The 19,455-nt window shown below is 55.0% G+C and carries 16 protein-coding genes and 1 pseudogene; 15 read left to right on the forward strand and 2 right to left on the reverse strand.

Going from position 1 to position 19,455, the window contains the following annotated elements; all coding sequences use genetic code 11:
* Positions 1-4 precede the first annotated feature (4 nt).
* From EPD59_RS08625 to EPD59_RS08690, 15 genes and pseudogenes are all read left to right on the forward strand, one after another.
* On the forward strand, positions 5-1,870 hold the full coding sequence (locus EPD59_RS08625) for a RagB/SusD family nutrient uptake outer membrane protein (protein ID WP_133272430.1): 1,866 nt from the start codon (positions 5-7) through the stop codon (positions 1,868-1,870).
* 10 nt (positions 1,871-1,880) lie between these two features.
* Entirely contained in the window at positions 1,881-2,225 is a 345-nt protein-coding gene (locus tag EPD59_RS08630; RefSeq protein WP_133272431.1) for a cupin domain-containing protein, read from the forward strand.
* A gap of 77 nt (positions 2,226-2,302) precedes the next feature.
* Positions 2,303-4,306, forward strand: coding sequence for a pectate lyase (pelA, locus tag EPD59_RS22385; RefSeq protein WP_240731679.1), 2,004 nt, complete (start codon positions 2,303-2,305; stop codon positions 4,304-4,306).
* 10 nt (positions 4,307-4,316) lie between these two features.
* A complete protein-coding gene (locus EPD59_RS08645) occupies positions 4,317-5,312 on the forward strand; it encodes a tagaturonate reductase (protein WP_317128494.1) in 996 nt (331 codons plus the stop codon).
* Positions 5,300-5,845 carry a mannitol dehydrogenase family protein gene (locus tag EPD59_RS23635; RefSeq protein ID WP_317128495.1) on the forward strand — a complete coding sequence of 182 codons (546 nt, stop codon included), beginning with the start codon at positions 5,300-5,302 and terminating at the stop codon, positions 5,843-5,845. The genes EPD59_RS08645 and EPD59_RS23635 overlap by 13 nt, the downstream gene beginning before the upstream one ends.
* Entirely contained in the window at positions 5,842-7,497 is a 1,656-nt protein-coding gene (locus tag EPD59_RS08650; RefSeq protein ID WP_133272432.1) for a UxaA family hydrolase, read from the forward strand. The genes EPD59_RS23635 and EPD59_RS08650 overlap by 4 nt, the downstream gene beginning before the upstream one ends.
* Positions 7,498-7,754: 257 nt before the next feature.
* Positions 7,755-9,212, forward strand: a complete 1,458-nt coding sequence (gene uxaC / locus EPD59_RS08655) for a glucuronate isomerase (RefSeq protein WP_133272433.1) — start codon at positions 7,755-7,757, stop codon at positions 9,210-9,212.
* A gap of 108 nt (positions 9,213-9,320) precedes the next feature.
* A complete protein-coding gene (locus EPD59_RS08660) occupies positions 9,321-10,181 on the forward strand; it encodes a sugar kinase (protein ID WP_240731680.1) in 861 nt (286 codons plus the stop codon).
* 285 nt (positions 10,182-10,466) lie between these two features.
* Positions 10,467-10,652, forward strand: a complete 186-nt coding sequence (locus tag EPD59_RS23640) for a beta/alpha barrel domain-containing protein (protein ID WP_317128496.1) — start codon at positions 10,467-10,469, stop codon at positions 10,650-10,652.
* Positions 10,653-10,678: 26 nt separating this feature from the next.
* Positions 10,679-11,122 (forward strand): beta/alpha barrel domain-containing protein, encoded by a 444-nt coding sequence (locus EPD59_RS08665; RefSeq protein WP_317128497.1) that lies wholly within the window; start codon positions 10,679-10,681, stop codon positions 11,120-11,122.
* A 75-nt stretch (positions 11,123-11,197) separates the two neighbouring features.
* Positions 11,198-12,547: an MFS transporter gene (locus tag EPD59_RS08670; RefSeq protein ID WP_133272434.1), complete on the forward strand. Its 1,350-nt coding sequence runs from the start codon at positions 11,198-11,200 to the stop codon at positions 12,545-12,547.
* Positions 12,548-12,602: 55 nt separating this feature from the next.
* On the forward strand, positions 12,603-13,076 hold the full coding sequence (locus EPD59_RS08675) for a nuclear transport factor 2 family protein (RefSeq protein ID WP_240731681.1): 474 nt from the start codon (positions 12,603-12,605) through the stop codon (positions 13,074-13,076).
* A 194-nt stretch (positions 13,077-13,270) separates the two neighbouring features.
* Complete coding sequence (gene fbp / locus EPD59_RS08680) at positions 13,271-14,323, forward strand: class 1 fructose-bisphosphatase (RefSeq protein ID WP_133272435.1); 1,053 nt, start codon at positions 13,271-13,273, stop codon at positions 14,321-14,323.
* 41 nt (positions 14,324-14,364) lie between these two features.
* Complete coding sequence (locus EPD59_RS08685; RefSeq protein ID WP_133272436.1) at positions 14,365-15,717, forward strand: Gfo/Idh/MocA family oxidoreductase; 1,353 nt, start codon at positions 14,365-14,367, stop codon at positions 15,715-15,717.
* A 271-nt stretch (positions 15,718-15,988) separates the two neighbouring features.
* Positions 15,989-17,346 (forward strand): annotated as a pseudogene (locus EPD59_RS08690) (aldehyde dehydrogenase family protein).
* Between the two features lie 85 nt (positions 17,347-17,431).
* On the opposite strand, the gene EPD59_RS08695 reads toward EPD59_RS08690, so the two are convergent.
* Both EPD59_RS08695 and EPD59_RS08700 read right to left on the reverse strand, forming a co-directional pair.
* Positions 17,432-18,307: an AraC family transcriptional regulator gene (locus EPD59_RS08695; RefSeq protein ID WP_133272437.1), complete on the reverse strand. Its 876-nt coding sequence runs from the start codon at positions 18,305-18,307 to the stop codon at positions 17,432-17,434.
* A 152-nt stretch (positions 18,308-18,459) separates the two neighbouring features.
* Positions 18,460-18,909 (reverse strand): DUF983 domain-containing protein, encoded by a 450-nt coding sequence (locus EPD59_RS08700; protein ID WP_240731682.1) that lies wholly within the window; start codon positions 18,907-18,909, stop codon positions 18,460-18,462.
* Between the last annotated feature and the right edge of the window lie 546 nt (positions 18,910-19,455).

A 19,455-nucleotide genomic window follows, 5' to 3' on the forward strand; every position in this document is an offset into this window, starting at 1 on the left:
ACTCATGAAATCCTTTATTTCTTTTCGAGCTGCGCTAGCTGCTGTCGCCTTAGCCGGCACCGCTGGAACGATATCTTCCTGTAAAGACTACCTGGAGGTTGATCCGGTAGGTTTGAATACCACTAGCTACACATTTAGCACCGTGGCCGGCGCTACTGCCGCCGTTATTGGGGCCTACGATCCATTGTCCGGCGACAATGGCTATGGTACTCGTATTAGCATGTATTACCCCTTTGATTCCGATGAGATGATCGGGTCTATAGGGCCCGTCGATGGTGGTCGGCGCAGTATTGCCCGCTACGCTGCGCTGCCTGCTAACACCGAAATCACGAACCCCTGGAACCAGTTATACCAAGGCGTAGAGCGCACGAACATTTGCATCGAGCAGATTCCGCTAATGGCGCTGTATACAACCGGCACACCCGCCGATACGGCCGAGCTGCACCGCTTGCATGGTGAAGCGTTAACCCTGCGGGCCCAATATTTCTTTGAGCTAATTCGCAACTGGGGCGATGTACCGGCTCAGCTTACGCCAGCCAAATCAGGCCAGGATTTCAACCTGCCCAACGCTGACCGCAATGTGACGCTCACCAAGATGATCGAGGACTTGGGGGTTGCCGCCAAGCTGGTGCCGTGGCGCTCGAAGGCGGGCGCTGCCAATGAGCGTATCACCAAAGGTGCCGTGAAAGCGTTGCGGGCGCGCCTGGCCTTGTATCGGGGCGGCTATTCGCTGAAAGGCAGTGCAATGGTGCGCCCCACCGACTACCTGGAGTACTACGCTATTGCCCGCCAGGAATGTGCTGAGCTGATGGCAAACCGTGGGGAGCATAACCTCTCGCCTGACTTCCTGCAGCTATTCAAAAGCATCAATGAGAAGAAGCCTTCGCCCAACAACGAAATCATATTTGAGGTAGGCATGGCCACGGCCACGGCAGGTTCAGGCAGTAAAGTGGGCTACTATAACGGCCCCCGCATGAATGCCTCACCCATTTATGGCTCTTCACAGGCCGGCGTAAACATCGCGCCCACTTACTATTACGCCTTCGATTCCACTGACACGCGCCTAAACGTTACCATCGCGCCTTATACCATTCCCTCGAACAACTTCCAGACGGGCGTGGCCTTAAACACGGTTTACGACGGTAAGTTCCGCCGGGACTGGCACATTCCACCCGTGCCTGGCACCGGTAACTACTTGGATTACAATTGGCCATTGATCCGCTTTGCCGACGTGCTGTTGATGTTTGCAGAAGCCGAAAATGAATTGAACGGCCCAACCGCCGCCGCTCAGAACGCACTGCTGGAAGTGCGCACTCGTGCTTTCGGAGGCAATCGGACGCGGGCTACTACTACGCTTACCCAGGGCGGCTTTAGCTTAACCAGCAAGCAGAATTTCTTTAATGCACTGGTGAATGAGCGTTATCTGGAGTTTGGGGGCGAAGGCATCCGCAAGTTTGACCTGCTGCGCTGGAATCTATTTGAACAGAAAATAGCTGAGGTAAAAGCCAACATTGAGAAGCTGTCGAAAGGCGAGGCGCCTTACCAAAACGTGCCGCAGTACATGTACTTCCGTACACCATCGGCCAGCGCCTTGCAGTGGACCCGCTCTTTCTATCGGCCTTCGCCAGCTAATAACGCCCCCCCCACGGGCACCGTGCGTATAAACTGGCGCCTGAGTGTAGATGCCCAATATGTAGCCAATACCAAACCAGTAGGTACGGTTTACATTCAGAATGCTACTACTCGCGCTACTAGCACAGGTGCTGGCTTAGCTGCTGAGTACGTACCCGGCAAAGGCAAGGAGCTACTTCCGATTCCGCAAAGCACTATCGCCTCCGATCCGGCGCTCGTGCAGAACTTCGGCTACTAGCATTCTGCTGATGGCAACTACACCCACGTCAGATACCTTCTTTGAATCCAATCGTCTTCCCTGGGAGACGGTCGGAGAGGGGGTGAGTCGGCAGATTCTTGCTCACGAGCCTAGCTTGATGTTGGTACGCGTGAGCTTCGAGGCGGGCGCCGTGGGTGCTCTGCATCACCACGTGCACACGCAGATGAGCTACGTGGAAAGCGGCGTATTTCGGTGCACGGTAGGAGAGGAGGAACGCATGCTAAAAGCTGGCGACGCTTTCTATGCGCCTTCCAATGTGTGGCACGGCGTGGTGTGCGAAGAAGCGGGAAAATTGGTGGATGCCTTCAGCCCCATGCGGGAGGATTTTGTGTAATGCCCCGAAGGCACCTATACGATGCATATGAAACAACTACTCAAATCACTTGTGCTGCTACTGCTGTTGGGGGCTTTTTGCCCCCCGCTCAGGCTCAGCAGATTGTGGTAGCTCAGAATGGCTCGGGGCAGTTTCGCACTATTCAGGAAGCTATCAATAGCCTGCCGAATGAAGCGGCTAAACCACGGGTAATTCTGATCAAAAACGGCACCTACCGCGAGAAGCTTTTCATCGACGGCAAGGGCAATATCACGCTCAAAGGGCAGAGTGAAAAAGGAACTGTCATCACCATTTCACAGGCCCGCGACGCTTGGCGCTGCGACCCTGTGAAAGGCGCCGATGATTGGGGCGTGGCCACGCTGAACATGCGTAACTCCCCTGACATCACACTCGAAAATCTAACGTTCATCAACAGCTACGGCTTCGATGCCAAGGGTGAGACTACGATAGGCTGCCCCGCCGATCCAACGGGCAAAAAAGTGGTGCAAAAAGACGGTCACCAGATGGCCATGCGCACCTTCGGAGGCGCTACACGAATCACGGTGCGGCAATGTACTTTTCGCGCCCTGGGTGGCGACACGGTTAGCCCTTGGGACACGGAAGGCGGCATGTTCTATTTTCAGAACTGCACCATGGAAGGTGGCGTTGATTTCTACTGCCCGCGGGGCTGGGCGTACATCGAAAATAGCCGCTTTATCTGCCACAATATGTCGGCCGCAATCTGGCACGATGGCTCAGGTAATCGCGACTCCAAAACGGTGCTGAAGAACTGCACTTTTGAGGGCGACGACAACTTCAAATTGGGGCGCTACCACCGCGAGTCGCAGTTCTATCTGATTGACTGCAAGTTCCCCAAGAACATGGCCGATGCCGACATTTACCATTCACCCTCCGGGCCAGGTACGCCCAACTGGGGGCGGCGAGTGTACTATGCCAACTGCCACCGCGAAGGCGGCGACTACGCTTGGCACCGCGACAACCTGAATACGGCCGAAAATGCCCCCCAGGTGCGTGCAATTACGGCCAACTGGACTTTTGGTGGCCGCTGGAACCCCGACCCCAAATCGCCTATCATCAAAGCTCCTACCGCGCCGGTTAGCGTTGATACCATCGCTGAGAAAATGCTAGTGTATCAGCGGAGCGTAGGCGGTTGGCCCAAAGCCGTAGGCGACGTGAAAGTGGACTACACCAAGCCGTTGAGCGCCGCAAAAAAAGCAGCTACGCTTGACGACGCCAACCGCAACGACGCTACCATCGACAACGATGCCACTACTCGGGAGATTAAGTATCTGATGGAGGCGTTCCAAAAAACCAACAACCAGGCTTACCGAAGTGCAGCTCAGAAGGGCATTCAGTACCTGCTGAAAATGCAGTATCCCAACGGGGGATTTCCGCAGTACTACCCCGATAATAGTGGTTACCGGCACTACATTACTTACAACGACAACGCCATGATGCGCGTGCTGGTCTTGCTTCGCGATGTAGCGCAGCAGAAAGGCAACTTTGCTATCGTGAATTCGGCCTTGATACCGCAGGCCCAGGCCGCCGTAGCACGGGGCATCGATTGCATCCTCAAAACCCAGTATGTGCAGAACGGGAAGCTCACGGCTTGGTGTGCCCAGCACGATGAGAAAACCTTCCAGCCAGTGAAAGCACGAGCCTTTGAGCTGGCTTCGCTGAGCGGCATGGAAACCGTAGAAATAGTGGAGTTCCTGATGGCCGTAGATAAGCCTTCGCCCGAGATTAAAAACTCTATTGATGCGGCTGTGGCTTGGCTGGATTTGGTGAAGATTCCGGGTTACGCGGTGAAGCTTATTGATGCCCCGAAAGAGCCTACTGGCAAAGACCGCGTGATTGTGCCGGAGGCCGGTTCAGTTATATGGGCTCGCTTTTATGATTTGGAGACCAACAAGCCCATTTATGTGGGCCGCGACGGGGTGAAAAAATCCACCCTAGCCGAAATTGAGAATGAGCGGCGTGCAGGCTATGCCTATGCGGGTACGTGGCCGGCCAAGCTGCTAGCGAAAGAATACCCCAAGTGGCAACAGAAGTGGGCCAATACCACCGGTGCGAAACTATAAGTACTAGATTATGAAAAATTTATCTCGCGCTGTAGCCTTGACAGACACTGAGGCACCCGTGCTCCGACCCACTGCTGCTCTGCTGGAATTGCCCGAAAAAGTGCTGCAATTTGGCACCGGCGTCTTGCTACGGGGCCTGCCTGATTATCTTATTGACAAAGCTAACCGCCAAGGCGTTTTTAATGGCCGTATTGTGGTCGTAAAATCAACTGATGGTGGCGACCTGACCGCTTTCGAGCGTCAGGATAACCTCTACACCGTCGGTATTCGGGGCGTGGAAGATGGCCAGACCATAGAGGAAAATGTGCTGTGTGCGTCCATCAGCCGGGTGCTGTCGGCGAAAAGCCAGTGGGCGGAAGTGCTTGACTTTGCGGCTAGCCCCGACCTACAGGTTGTCATTTCCAACACGACAGAAGTAGGGATTCAGCTTACGGCGGATGATATCCAGCAGGAGCCGCCGCACTCGTTTCCGGGCAAGCTGTTAGCCGTACTGTATGCTCGTTTTCAGGCCTTTGATGGTGATGTATCCAAAGGTCTAATCATTGTACCCACGGAATTGATTCCGGACAATGGCAGTAAGCTAGAGGCGATTCTTTTGGAATTGGCTCATCGGAATGGCCTCGAACCGGAGTTTATTGAGTGGCTGGAAACGGCCAATACCTGCTGTAATTCCCTGGTCGATCGAATTGTGCCTGGAAAGCCCGACGCCGCTACCCACCAGGCGCTGACTACGCAGCTTGGCTACGAAGATGAGCTCTTGACCATGACAGAAGCATACCTGCTGTGGGCCATTGAGGGCGACGAGCGGGTGAAGGAAATTCTGTCTTTCCACCAAGCGGATAAGGGCATATTTATTCGGCCCGATATCAATCTGTTTCGGGAGTTGAAGCTGCGCTTGCTCAATGGTACGCACACGCTAAGCTGCGGCCTGGCTTATCTGAGTGGCTGCGAGACGGTGCGGGGGCTATGGAGAATGATTCTGTCGCCACTTTTGTGCACAATCTGATGTTAGGAGATTTGCTGCCGGGCATCCCGTATGCCGTGGACGAGAAAGTAGGTCAGCGCTTTGGTTTGCAAGTGCTGGACCGCTTTCGGAACCCCTATATCGAGCACCGGTGGCTGGCTATTACCATGCAGTACACCATGAAAATGCAGATGCGCAACGTGCCCACTTTGCTGCATTATTACAAGCGGTTCAACACGGCCCCGCACTATGTGGCGCTTGGGTTTGCGGCCTATCTGCTATTTATGCGCGGCACTCGTCAGGACGGGAAAACATGGTACGGCAGGGCTAACGGCACCGAGTATCCCATCAACGATGATCAGGCCGGCTACTTTGCTGAGTTGTGGAGCCGCAACTTATCTGCGTCCGATCTGACGAACATTGTTCTACAAAATCAAACGCTTTGGGGCCACGACCTCAGCCAGTTACCAGGCTTTGCCAAGCGCGTAAGCGACAATCTTCAGCAAATGCTGGAAACCGGCGTTGCGGCCACGGTAGCAAAGCATTTAAATAAAAAAGCCACCTTAGTCAAATGAAGCATCAGGTAGCCCGAATTCATCCCGATGATAACGTATTGGTAGCCCTGGTTGATTTGCCAGAAGGCACGCCCGTACCGTGGGATGGAATGACCATAACCACGACGGCTCGCATTCCGGCCAAGCACAAGCTGGCCACCCGCGACTTCGAGCCCGGCGATTTAATAACCATGTACGGAGTGCTGGTGGGCAAAGTCCGTCAGTCGATACCGGCCGGCGGCTTGCTCACGACTAGCAATATTCAGCACGCCACCGACAGCTACGACGAACACCAACACGAAAAAGCCCCCTGGACGGCCCCCGATGTAACCCGTTGGCAAGACCGCACCTTCATGGGCTACCATCGCAGCGATGGGCGCGTGGGTACGGCCAATTACTGGCTGGTTATTCCGCTGGTATTCTGCGAAAACCGCAACGTGCAGGTGCTAGAAGAAGCCTTGGTAACCGACCTGGGCTATGCCCGCCGCAAAAGCTACCAGCCCCAAACGCAGGCACTGATTTCGTTGATGCAGGCGGGGAAGTCGGTGGAGGAAATTCTGCAAACTGACCTGCACAGCGACGAAAATGCCCCCCAAGGTCCAAACCGGCTATTCCCAAACGTAGATGGCATTCGGTTTCTGAGCCACGAGGGCGGCTGCGGCGGTATTCGCCAGGATGCGCAGACACTTTGCGGACTGCTGGCCGGCTATATCACACATCCGAATGTGGCGGGTGCTACGGTGCTGAGTCTAGGTTGCCAGAACGCGCAGGTGACTATGCTGCAGGACGAAATCAACAAGCGCAGCCCCAACTTTGATAAGCCGCTGTTCATTCTGGAGCAGCAGAAAATCGGGACGGAAGAAGCAATGATTAGCATGGCTTTGCGGCAGACATTTGCGGGCTTGATGCAGGCCAATCAGATGCGGCGCCAGCCCGCGCCGCTGAGCAAGCTGAACATCGGTTTGGAATGCGGCGGCTCTGATGGATTCTCTGGTATTTCGGCTAATCCAGCCGTCGGCTACGTGTCGGATATGGTGGTGGCGCTGGGTGGCTCGGTTATCCTGGCGGAGTTTCCGGAGCTGTGCGGCGTCGAGCAAGAATTGGTGAATCGGTCAGTAGATAACGCTACGGCTGAGCGCTTTAGCCAACTGATGAAAGCGTACGGAGACAGTGCTATTGCGGTGGGCTCAGGCTTTGATATGAACCCTTCGCCCGGTAACATTCGGGATGGTTTGATTACCGATGCCATGAAGTCGGCGGGTGCAGCGCGCAAGGGTGGCAGCTCGCCGGTAGTGGCGGTGCTCGACTACCCCGAACCCGTAACAAAGCCTGGATTGAACCTGCTGTGCACACCCGGTAACGACGTGGAATCGACCACGGCTGAGGTCGGCTCGGGTGCCAATGTGGTGCTGTTCACGACTGGCTTGGGTACGCCTACTGGCAACCCGATTGCGCCCGTTGTGAAGATTGCGACCAACACGGCACTGGCCAAGCGCATGCCCGATATCATAGATGTGAACACCGGCACCGTCATCGACGGTGAGGAAACTATTGAGCAGGCTGCCGAGCGCATTCTCGATTATGTGGTTCGGGTGGCTAGCGGGGAAGAAGTTGCTGCCGTGCGCCACGGACAAACCGATTTTATTCCGTGGAAACGCGGCGTTTCGCTCTAATAAATAAGAACGACAACTCCCCTCCTCAGCTGAGGAGGGTACGCGGCGCCAACGGCGCCGCTGGGGTGGTTGACCTCGTTGCTGATGTTGTTTAGTTGTTTAAAAAGGATTTAAAAAAAGCCCCCACACGCATCCTTCAACTAAACAACGACCTCAACCACCCCAGCCGCGCCTTCGGCACGGCATCCCCTCCTCAGCTGAGGAGGGGAGCTACGTTCACTAATCAAAATTTGCACGCTACTTCACAGGTACCAACCATGAAAAAGCCCTTTCTCAACGACGATTTCCTGTTGCAAACGGAAACGGCCCAGCAACTCTACCATGAGTTTGCGAAGCAGATGCCCATCATCGATTATCATTGCCATTTGCCCCCCGACCAGATTGCGGAGGATCGGCAGTTCGAAAACATCACCCAAATCTGGCTGTACGGCGACCATTATAAGTGGCGCGCCATGCGTACTAATGGGGTAAATGAGCGCTACGTGACGGGTGATGCGTCGGATTGGGAGAAGTTTGAGAAGTGGGCCGAGACCGTACCGCAGACCGTGCGAAATCCGCTGTACCACTGGACGCACCTGGAGTTGCAGCGCTACTTCGGCATCACGGAATTGCTGAATAAGGACAGCGCCCGCCGCATCTACGACGCCTGCAACGAGAAGCTACGCACACCGGAGTATTCGGTAAAGAACTTGCTGCTCAAAATGCAGGTGAAAGTGGTGTGTACGACGGATGATCCGGCCGATTCGCTGGAGTATCATCAGGCCATTGCCGCCCAGCCATTTGGGGTGCAAATCCTGCCTACTTTCCGCCCCGATAAAGCTATGTCGCCGGAAGATGTTTCGGCATACAACAGCTACTTGGATAAGCTGGGAGCAGCGGCTGACATTACGATTGCTACCTACGACGATCTGCTGGAAGCGCTGCGCCGTCGCCACGATTTCTTCCACGCTCAGGGCTGCCGCCTTTCCGACCACGGCTTGGAGCGTCTGTACGCTTCTGACTACTCTGCGGAGCAAGTCGCAAATGCCTTCGCGCACGTGCGTGGGGGGCAAAAATTAACTCAGGAAGACACCGAAGCGCTGAAGTCGGAGCTACTGCTGGAGCTGGCCCGCATGGACCACGCCCGTGGCTGGACCCAGCAGTTTCACGTGGGCGCCCTGCGCAACAACAACGCGCGGATGCTGCGCCAGCTTGGCCCCGATACGGGCTGGGATTCTATTGGTGACTTCCCGCAGGGCCGCGCCCTATCTACCTTCCTCGACCGCCTCGATTCGTCGGATCAGCTGGCCAAAACCATCCTCTACAACCTCAACCCCGCCGATAACGAGCTGATGGCGACCATGATTGGTAACTTCCAGGATGGCACGGTGGCCGGTAAAGTGCAGTGGGGCTCTGGCTGGTGGTTCCTGGACCAGAAAGACGGCATGGAGAAGCAGATTAACGCCCTCTCGAATATGGGCCTTATCAGCAAGTTTGTGGGCATGCTCACCGACTCGCGCAGCTTCCTTTCCTACCCACGCCACGAGTATTTCCGGCGCGTGCTCTGCAACCTGCTGGGCAACGACGTGGAAAACGGCGAGCTGCCCGACGATATGGAGCTACTGGGGTGCATTGTGGAGAACATCTGCTACTACAACGCCAAGCAATATTTCGGCTTTGACGCAGTAGCTCAGGCGGCACCAACTGCTGCCTCAGGTGAGTACATGAAGGTGTAGCCGCAGTCATTGCCCATCTTGCTTGTACCCCGAAAGGAGGAGAAGCGGAGTGGGCTTTAAATTACCAGCAAATCAGCTTCGCTTTTCTTCAGCATTCTTACCTTCCCGATGAAACAGGTTGTCACCTTTGGCGAGATTATGTTGCGGCTTTCGCCGCCTCTGAACTACCGGTTTACGCAAGCGGCTAGCTTCGAGGCGACGTACGGTGGGGGCGAGGCTAACGTAGGCGCAGCCCTAGCTGGACTAGGCATACCCGCCGCGCACGTCACCTGCTTTCCGGCCAATGAGCTTGGCCAGGCCGCCACGCAAAGCTTCCAGCGCCTGGGCATGGATATGAGCCACACGGTGTACAGCGGCAAGCGGCTGGGGCTTTACTTCCTGGAAGTAGGCGCCTCCATGCGGGCCAGCAAAGTGGTGTACGACCGCGCCGATTCATCCTTCGCTAACCTTGATCCGGCCGCTTTTGATTGGGATGAGATTCTGAAAAATGCCCAATGGCTGCACTGGACGGGTATTACGCCCGCTATTTCAGCTGCGGCGGCGCAGGCCATCGGCGAAGGTATTCAGGCAGCGCGCCGCATGGGCCTTACCGTATCGGCTGATGTGAACTACCGCCGCAACCTGTGGCAATACGGGCAGCGCGCTCAGGATGTAATGCCGGACCTCGTAGCTGGTTGCGACGTGGTGGTATGCTCCGAGAATGACGCCGACGACTTATTCGGAATTCGCCCCGTGGCGGGTGTAGAAAACAAGTTTGCTTCCATCAGCGAGCAGCTGATGACTCGGTTTCCGCAAATCAAACAAGTAATCAGCACGCGTCGCAAAACCCAGAGTGCCTCTCACGAGCGCATTAAGGGTCAGCTGTTTGACGGCGCTTATTCTGAAACGCCCTACTACGACATCACGCCCGTGGTCGACCGCATTGGTGGCGGCGACGCGTTTCTGGGGGCTTTATTTATGGCACTTTAACCTACGCGACGCCGCAGGAGGCGCTGCACTTCGCCGTGGTGGCTTCGGCCCTCAAACACACGATTCACGGCGACGTGAACTTGGTGACGGTAGCCGAAGTGGAGCACGTGCTGCAAGGAAATACGACTGGCCGCTTAGTGCGGTAGTCAGAAAAAGTACCGCGAAGCTCCCGCTTCGCGAATCGATGGGGTGTTGTAAAAAAAGCCCCCAACGCTCATCATTCCACAATTCACGAAGCTGAAGCTTGACTGCGTCATTCTTCGGTTCACGTTACAGCTTATCTCGATGCCTCGTTTTTCCGCTGACTATATTCTCGAAACCGTTCTGCGCCATCCCATTGTGCCGGTTTTTTACCACGCTGAGGCTGCCTACGCGAAGCGTATTATGCAGGCTTGCTACGACGGTGGACTGCGGGTATTCGAGTTTACCAACCGCGGCGAAAAAGCCCCCAGGTTTTTGCTGAGCTGGTGACTTTTGTGCGCGACACCTGCCCCGATATGTTGCTGGGAATCGGCACTATTTATCAAGCCGAAGAAGCGGAACGCTTCATTGCCGCCGGCGCTGATTTTGTGGTGCAGCCCGTCACGACGGAATCCGTGGCGGCGGTGTGCCAGCAGCACGATGTGCCCTGGCTGCCCGGTGCCATGACCTTGAATGAAATCTATAACGCTACCCAGCTAGGAGCTAAGCTCGTGAAAGTATTTCCGGGCAACGTGGTAGGGCCGGGCTATATCAAGAGCTTGCGCGGGCCGATGCCGACGGTGAAGATAATGGTGACTGGCGGCGTGGAGCCCACAACGGAAAGCTTGCAGGAGTGGTTTGGCGCCGGCGTAAATGTTGTTGGAATGGGTTCGCAGCTCTTTAAAAATGCCGATTATACCGAAGCGTTAAGCCGTCAAATTGCCGACTTGCTAAAGTTTGTAGATACCTTGAAAAAGTAGCGTTGCCCGGGTGGCGCGTCGTTCGCGTCGTCGTTTTGCTTACGAATACTGCTCTGACTTTTATTCCCACAATCGATGATACCTTCTCCCACTCAATCGCCGCCCGGCACTCTGCATACTGCCTCTGAGAAGATGAGCAAGTATCGGTGGACCATCTGCGCGCTGGTGTTTTTCGCCACTACGGTCAACTACCTCGACCGGGCCGTTATTTCGCTGCTGAAACCTTACCTGGAGACGGAGTTTAATTGGAATTCGGGCGACTACGCCAACATTGAAATCGCCTTCAAAGTAGCTTATTCGCTGGGTATGCTGGGGGCGGGTCGCATCATTGATGCGCTAGGCACCAAGATTGGCTACGCGTTATCTACTTTTCTGTGGAGCTTGGCCGCTATTGGCCACGCCTTTGTCAGCAGTACGATAGGCTTTAGCGTGGCGCGGGCTTTCTTGGGTGTAACCGAGGCTGGCAACTTCCCGGCCGCCATCAAGACGACGGCCGAATGGTTTCCACAAAAAGAACGGGCATTAGCAACCGGTATCTTCAACTCGGGCTCCAACGTGGGCGCTATCATTGCCCCGCTTACCGTGCCACTTATTGCTGAGACAATCGGCTGGAAATGGGCTTTCATTATCACTGGCGCTTTCGGTTTTGTGTGGCTTGCCTTATGGTTTATTTACTACGAAGTACCTGCTAAGCAAGCGCGCCTGACCAAAGCTGAATTCGACTATATCCACAGCGACGTAGACGATATGGCGGCGGCCTCGATTACGACTGAACCCAAGGTTTCTTGGTTTAAGCTGCTGACTTTTCGTCAAACCTGGGCCTTCGTGCTGGGCAAGTTTCTGACTGATCCGGTGTGGTGGTTCTACCTCTTCTGGTTGCCCGATTTCTTGAACAAGCAGTACGGTTTGAAAGGCACCGATGTGGCCTTGCCCGTGGCGGCGGTGTATGTGCTGTCGAGCATCGGGAGCGTGGGCGGCGGCTGGATTCCCCTGAACTTTATCAAGCACGGAATGCCCGCTTTCAAAGCCCGCAAAACCTCCATGCTGCTCATCGCGCTGTGCGTATTCCCGATTGTATTTGCCCAGTACCTCGGGCGAATTGATATGTGGCTGGCGGTATTGGTAATCGGTATCGCGGCGGCGGCGCATCAGGCCTGGAGCGCTAATATTTTCACTACTGTATCGGATATGTTCCCCAAGCGGGCTGTGGCTTCGGTTACGGGCATCGGCGGTATGGCGGGTGGTCTGGGTGGCATTTTGCTAACGGCGTTGGTGCAGAAGCAGATGTTTGTGTACTACGAGAGCATCAATCAGCTGGACAAGGCCTACTTCATCATGTTCCTGATTTGCGGCGGCGCGTATCTGCTGGCCTGGGTGCTTATGCACTTTCTGGCGCCTCGCATGAAGCAAATTTCCCTCGACTAAGTAGCTAAACGCACGCGGCTGCGCTGTCATTTCGCACTCTAACTCTTCCTGTGTTATGCAAAAACATTTCCTGCTCCTGGCGCTCCTGTTATTGGTGCTGCCGGTGCTCAGCTTCGCCCAAAACAAAAAAAATATGGATGCCGCGAAGGAGGTGGAAACATTAGAGCGTCAGCGCTTTGCGGCCCAGGTGAAGAAGGATTACGCCCTGCTCGATAAGTACTTTAGCGAAGATTTGGTGTACACCCACGGTAGTGGCAAACAGGATAACAAAGCCACCTACATCCAAAGTATTCGCGACGGCAAAAGTGTGTATGATAAGATAGATGTGGAAGCGCTGAACGTACGCGTCTACAACGACGGCCTGACGGCCGTGGTAAACGGTACCATCGTCATCACCTCGCCGCCCAGCCCCAGTGGACAGCCTAATCTAGCCCGCATGAAGTATGTGGTGGTGCAGGTGAAAGACCCCAAAAAAGGCTGGCAGGTGGTGCTTTGGCAGGCCCAAAAGCAGGCAGACGTTAAGAGCTAAGCCACAAGCATAACAATATATAGCTAGTCGTTGCGCCATACCCCAACGGCGCACAAGAAAGACACAAAATGATGTGTCTTTCCATAATCCCTGCATGACAAAGTAGCTTCTTCTTAATCGGAAGATGCTGTTTCCAGACATACATCTTCTGGCCTTACGTCACGAATTCTCTGCTCCTCATTTATCCTACTCCTATGAATCCCGCTCACGAAAACAACCTAGCCCAGCCCGTTGGCACCACGCTCGATCGTTATATCATGCGCAATCAGTCCGAGTTTGCTTTCGCAACCGGTGAGCTGTCGCAGCTGCTGCGTGATATTGCCTTAGCGGGCAAAATCGTGAACCGTGAGGTAAACCGCGCGGGCCTTACCAGTATTGTCGGGACGTTTGGGGGGCAAAATGTACAGGGGGAGCAGCAGCAAAAACTGGATGTAGAAGCCAATATCCGCTTTATTCGGGCCCTCACCAATGGGAAGGAGGCGTGCGCGGTACTATCAGAGGAGAACGAGGATATTATTCAAACCGGCAACCCCGAAGGCCGCTACGTGGTGGCCATCGACCCGCTGGATGGCTCGTCGAATATCGACGTGAATATTAGTATTGGCACGCTGTTCAGCATTTATCGGCGCGTGTCACCGATAGGAACCGAGGCCACGCGCGCCGATTTCTTGCAGGGCGGGCGCAAGCAGGTGGCGGCGGGCTACATTCTGTACGGCTCCAGTACCATGCTCGTATATACCACCGGGCACGGGGTGGCGGGCTTCACCTATGAGCCGTCGCTGGGTGAGTTTTTCCTCTCCCATCCCAATATCCGCATCCCCGCTAGCGGCCCCGTATTCTCTTGCAACGAAGGCTATTGGTTTGAGTACCCCGAGTACGTGCGCAAGTTCCTGCTGAGCTGCAAGCGCCGCACAATGTCGGGGCGCTACGTGGGCTCCCTGGTCGCCGACTACCACCGCAATCTGTTTACGGGGGGCATTTATTTGTACCCACCCAACAAAAAAGCACCCCAAGGCAAGCTACGCCTGCTCTATGAAGGCTATCCGCTGGCCTTCATCATTGAGCAAGCCGGCGGCTTAGCTTCTTGTGGTAAGCAAGCAATTCTCGACCTCGAGCCCACCGATTATCACCAACGCTCCCCGCTCTTTATTGGCTCGCCCGAGTTAGTGGCCGAACTAATAGCGGGCAACGTGGAGCCCGTAACGGCCCCGGCCTACGAGGCCGCCTCCGATCTGCATAGTGTTTGAGAATTGACATTCTCTCCCTTCAACTTCTAGTATTTCTTCCTATGAATGCGAATACGAGCGATGCTTCCCGCCGGGAATTTTTACAAAAGTCGATGCTAGCTACGGCGGGCCTGCTCACGCCGCTGCCGCTTACTGTATTAGGTGCGCCGAAGGCTAAGCGCCGCGTGGCCATGGTGGGTACGGGACACCGTGGTACCGACATGTACGGCAAGGATTTGCTGGCCGAGCATGGAGATGTGATTGAGTTCGTTGGCCTGTGCGACTCGAACAAAGGCCGCCTCGAAACGGCGAAGAAGATAATGGGCGTAAACTGCCCCACCTTCACCGATTTCGAACAGATGATGCGCAAAACCAAGCCCGAAATCCTGATCGTGACCACCGTGGATAATACCCACGATGAGTTCATTATCAAGGGCATGGAAATGGGCGCCAACATCGTATCGGAGAAGCCCATGACCACCGACGAAACCAAGTGCCAGGCGATTCTGGACGCGGAAAAGCGGACCGGCAAGAAGGTGACGGTTACGTTTAACTACCGCTACTCGCCCCATCGTCAGAAGATGTACGACCTGATTCGGCAGGGCGAAATAGGGGAGGTGACGTCCGTCGATTTTCACTGGTACCTCGACAACCGCCACGGCGCTGACTACTTCCGCCGCTGGCACCGTCTCACCGAAAAAAGCGGCTCGCTGTGGGTGCATAAAGCCAGTCACCACTTCGACTTGCTGAACTGGTGGCTGGAATCGGAGCCCGAGACGGTGTACGCCAAAGGTGCCTTGGAAAACTACGGTAAAAACGGCCCGTTCCGCTTTACCAACTGTCGCCCCTGCCCGCACAAAGACAAGTGCCCCTACTACTGGGATATGACCAAAGATGCTCGCTTGATGGCTTTGTATGCCGCCAACGAGCAGTACGACGGTTACCACCGCGACGGTTGTGTGTACAAGGAAGACGTAAACATCTATGATAAGATGGCTGCCACCATCGGCTACGCCAACGGGGTGCAGGTAAGCTACTCGCTTACCGCTTATTCGCCTTATGAGGGCTACCGCATTGCTTTCAACGGCACCAAAGGCCGCATCGACGCTTGGATAAAAGAGTCGGGTGCCATGAAAAAGGAGCCCTACGACGAGATTATGCTTTCTCGAAACTTCGGGAAGGTGGAGTACTTCCAAGTGCCTCAGGCCGAAGGCCACGGCGGCGGCGACAAACTGCTGCGGGCCCAGATTTTCCGCCACCCCGAAGCCCCCGACACCTACCGCCAAGCTGCCGGCAGCCGCGACGGGGCCATGGCTATTCTGGTAGGGGTGGCAGCTCGCAAAAGCATAGCCAGCGGTCAACCCATTCGTATTGCCGACCTTACCAATCTGAAGCCTGTGGCTGTCAAAGCGTAGCCGCTTTACTGTTCTAACCTAAACCTCTACTCTTTCTTTCGAGAGCCGCGTTGACTCCAACCTCACAACCGGCTCTTTTCTGCACTATGCCCAAAATAATTGCCCCCAGGTCGAGTTCAGCCACTTGCTGAGCCAGGTTAAAAGCGTCACTCCCGAAATCCTGACCCCGGATGGTCAGTTTCTGAACCTGATGGAAGGCCGCTGGCAGGAGCCCGGCAAGCCCCGCAAATTCACGTCGCCAGTGGATGGCACCGACCTTGGCTCCCTGCCCATGCTCGACCACGACACCGGGCTGCGGGCAGTCATCTTCGCCAAGCAGGAAGCCGCCGACTGGGCCGCCACCGACCTCGATGAGCGTAAAAGCCGGGTGCAGGACTGTCTCAATCAGCTCCGCGACCAGGTAGATCTGGTGGGCAAGCTGCTCATCTGGGAGATTGGGAAAACCTATAAGCTAGGTTTCACCGACATCGACCGGGCCATTGAGGGCGTGCAGTGGTACGTTGATAATATTGAGGATATGCTGGGCCAGCGCAAGCCGCTGGGGTTGGTGAGCAACATTGCCTCCTGGAACTACCCCATGTCGGTGCTGCTGCACGCGGTGCTGGTGCAGGTGCTTTGCGGCAACTCCGTGATTGCCAAGACGCCAACGGATGGTGGTTTTATCTCCCTGAGCCTCACTTTCGCTATTGCCCGCCGCTGCGGCTTACCGGTTACGCTGGTGAGTGGTCCGGGGGGCGAATTGAGCGACGTCCTCGTGAAGCACGATGCCATTGACTGCCTCAGCTTCGTGGGTGGCCGCTACAACGGGCGCAACATTGCCGACGCCCTGAGCGCCCACCACAAGCGCTACATGCTAGAAATGGAGGGCGTGAACACCTACGGCATCTGGGATTATAGCGATTGGAACAGCATGGCCGATCAGCTCAAAAAAGGCTACGACTACGGCAAGCAGCGCTGCACGGCCTACGTGCGTTTCGTGGTGGAGCGCCGCCTGTTTCCGCAGTTCCTCGAAACCTACCAGAGCGCCATCCGCAGCCTGAAAGTGGGCAACCCAACCTTGGTCGATAACGCCGACGACAAGCTGCCCGATTTAGCCTTTGGCCCCGTTATTCACGCCCAGCAGGCCCAAGATCTGGACCGGCTGTACAAAAATGCCCTTCAAACCGGTGCTACGCCCATCTACGAAGGCAGGCTCGATGACAGCCTGTTCCTGCCCGGCCAAGACCGCTCGGCCTACGTGGCGCCCCGCGCCCTCGTCAACTTGCCCCGCCAAAGCGAGCTTTACTTCAAAGAGCCGTTCGGCCCATCGACAGCATTGTGCTCGTTGATAGGGTGGAGGAGCTAGTAGGCGAAATGAATATCAGCAACGGCGCGCTGGTGGCCGCCATTGCCTCCGACGATGAGAAGCTAGCCCGCCGTACGGCCAAAGAAGTGCGGGCCTTTAAAGTGGGCCTCAACAAGCTGCGCTCCCGCGGCGACCGGGAAGAAGTATTCGGCGGATTGGGTGAAAGTTGGAAGGGCGCCTTCGTGGGGGGCAAATTGTTGGTTGAAGCCGTGACAGTAGGCAACCTCGGTCAGCCGGTATTGGGAAATTACGAAGAGGCCACCCTGCTACCGGAGAAGATTTAGAAAAATCTGTTGACTTAATAAAGGCTCGAAAAAGCCCCCGAGGAGCTTTTTCGAGCCTTTTATCTTGTGATATCAAGACGTTGCTTCAGTAAATAGAGCTCTGCTGCTGCCGAAAGGCCTCGGGCGTTTGACCTGTGTACTTTTTAAAGTAGCGAGTAAAGTAGGAGGCGTCTTCAAAACCTAGCGCGTCGGCTACCTGCGCAACAGAATATGCAGAGTGCTTTAGTTGACGCTTGGCCTCGGCCACTACTCGTTCATGAATCAGGTCACTGGCCGTTTTGTTGAGCAAGCGCCGACAGATAGCATTTAGATGGTTGCCCGTCAGGGATAGTCGCTCAGCATAGTAGCCTACCGTTTTCTCGGTGCGAAAATGCCGATTAAGCAGCCGCCCAAACTCCCGTATATGCTGCTGACCATAAGCAGGTTGAAGAGCGGGCTCGTGCGGATACCAACGGGCCGCGAGTTCCAGATACAGGAAAAGATAAGCTCCCACGACGTTGTCACGATTGGGGGCGGGATGAGTTATATTGTTCTCTTCAAAAATGCCCATCAGCAACGGCAGTAACCTGTTTTCGGAGGGCATTGCGGAAATGACCGGAGCATTGCTGAGATTAAAAAAAGGGTACTCCGCCAATCTGCCAGCCGGGTATTGCTGAAGATAAAATGCCTCGCTGAAAAACAGAATGAACCCGCGCGTATCAGCCGACAATGACCACGAGTGGACCTGCCCCGGTGTCAGGAAGAATAAGCTGCCCTGTTGCAAGTCGTAGGTAATCAGGTCGATGGTATGCGTGCCGTGGCCGTGCGTAACGTAGAGTAGCAAGTAAAAGTCGTGAGCATGCGGCTCCTGTACATGCGGAAACTGCGCTACGTGCACCTCTAGCTGCTGAATGTAATAGAGATGCTGGTGATGCGACGGAAACGCAGCAAGAGCCAAAACAGGCAGTGACGGAGCTTTCATAGGAGCGGGCCAGCGCCGCTATCCAGGCCCTGACTTGTCCGCGCAAGCTACGCAACGTTCACTTCTGCGTGCCGCCTCCGTGTTCGACTCTTTTTGCCTAGTGCCATCATAAAAAAATCTGCCAGCCTGTACGGGCCAGGAGCGCAGAAAAGTTAAGCTATGGCTTTTAGGGGGCTTTTTCGTGGGCTAGGCTGCGGGCCAGAATCTGCTGGTCGGCCGTCATTGTATTTCGGATCGTAGGGAATGAAGCCGAACAGATAGAGCATAATAGCCCGGGAATAGCGCAACGTAATCGGGGCCGTGACCAAAACGAAACCAGTGACCATCAGCACGTATACCCACACCGCCGGATCATTGAACAGGTAGTAGGTTGCTACGCCGCCTACGGCAAAACACGCTACCGAAAAAGCGTAGCTCACGAACATTGCCCCCCAGTAGAAGCCGGGCTCGGGCTCGTAGACTACCTCGCACACGGGGCATCGCTCGGGCATTACTGCATACTTCGTGAGGTTGTAAGCAGGGTAGGAGAACAACTTACCCTGGTGGCACCGGGGGCAGCGCAAATCCAAGAGGGCTAAGGTCGAAGAATCAATGGGTTTCATAATAAGTTGATTATGAATAATTTGATAGTGCAAAGATAACTATGGTACACTAGCCAGGTAAGACACAAACTCGGGCAGTTACCGCACAAATCAACGATCTGGTCTTTAATCGCCTTCTATAGAATTTACAACTGTAACTGCCGCATTTGTTCCTACAAGTCCCACGTTGCTACTATTTGCCACGGCAGGTATTAGCTACTGGTAAGGTTATAAATTCATGATATAATAATATATATTATTATATTTGTTATATATTGTAATAATGTGTATTATTGTTCACTAGATCCACCAACTAGTAGACTAGGAGATTATACCCGCTAGTCTACCACACACCTATCAACGGACACTCAGCGGCGCGCTGCAGTAGTAGGTCTTGGCAACATATTGCCAGGTGAGGATGAAGTAGGCTATCTGTTCAGTAAGTACGGACTCCACGTCTCCGTAGCGAAGCAAGAAAATCTCTGATCAGTACTGCCCAATCTTGTCAAGTGTGCCTTTGGCCTGGCGTAAGGTTAGTTGGGCAGCATTCCTACGTCAGAACTATTG

Source organism: Hymenobacter radiodurans, from assembly GCF_004355185.1.
Classification (GTDB): Bacteria; Bacteroidota; Bacteroidia; order Cytophagales; family Hymenobacteraceae; genus Hymenobacter; species Hymenobacter radiodurans.

Coding starts and splice junctions, on each gene's coding strand:
- EPD59_RS08625 (WP_133272430.1), top strand. CDS start 5: ATGAAATCCTTTATTTCTTTTCGAGCTGCGCTAGCTGCTGTCGCCTTA.
- EPD59_RS08630 (WP_133272431.1), top strand. CDS start 1,881: ATGGCAACTACACCCACGTCAGATACCTTCTTTGAATCCAATCGTCTT.
- EPD59_RS08645 (WP_317128494.1), top strand. CDS start 4,317: ATGAAAAATTTATCTCGCGCTGTAGCCTTGACAGACACTGAGGCACCC.
- EPD59_RS08650 (WP_133272432.1), top strand. CDS start 5,842: ATGAAGCATCAGGTAGCCCGAATTCATCCCGATGATAACGTATTGGTA.
- uxaC (WP_133272433.1), top strand. CDS start 7,755: ATGAAAAAGCCCTTTCTCAACGACGATTTCCTGTTGCAAACGGAAACG.
- EPD59_RS08660 (WP_240731680.1), top strand. CDS start 9,321: ATGAAACAGGTTGTCACCTTTGGCGAGATTATGTTGCGGCTTTCGCCG.
- EPD59_RS23640 (WP_317128496.1), top strand. CDS start 10,467: ATGCCTCGTTTTTCCGCTGACTATATTCTCGAAACCGTTCTGCGCCAT.
- EPD59_RS08665 (WP_317128497.1), top strand. CDS start 10,679: ATGTTGCTGGGAATCGGCACTATTTATCAAGCCGAAGAAGCGGAACGC.
- EPD59_RS08670 (WP_133272434.1), top strand. CDS start 11,198: ATGATACCTTCTCCCACTCAATCGCCGCCCGGCACTCTGCATACTGCC.
- EPD59_RS08675 (WP_240731681.1), top strand. CDS start 12,603: ATGCAAAAACATTTCCTGCTCCTGGCGCTCCTGTTATTGGTGCTGCCG.
- fbp (WP_133272435.1), top strand. CDS start 13,271: ATGAATCCCGCTCACGAAAACAACCTAGCCCAGCCCGTTGGCACCACG.
- EPD59_RS08685 (WP_133272436.1), top strand. CDS start 14,365: ATGAATGCGAATACGAGCGATGCTTCCCGCCGGGAATTTTTACAAAAG.
- EPD59_RS08695 (WP_133272437.1), bottom strand. CDS start 18,307: ATGAAAGCTCCGTCACTGCCTGTTTTGGCTCTTGCTGCGTTTCCGTCG.
- EPD59_RS08700 (WP_240731682.1), bottom strand. CDS start 18,909: ATGAAACCCATTGATTCTTCGACCTTAGCCCTCTTGGATTTGCGCTGC.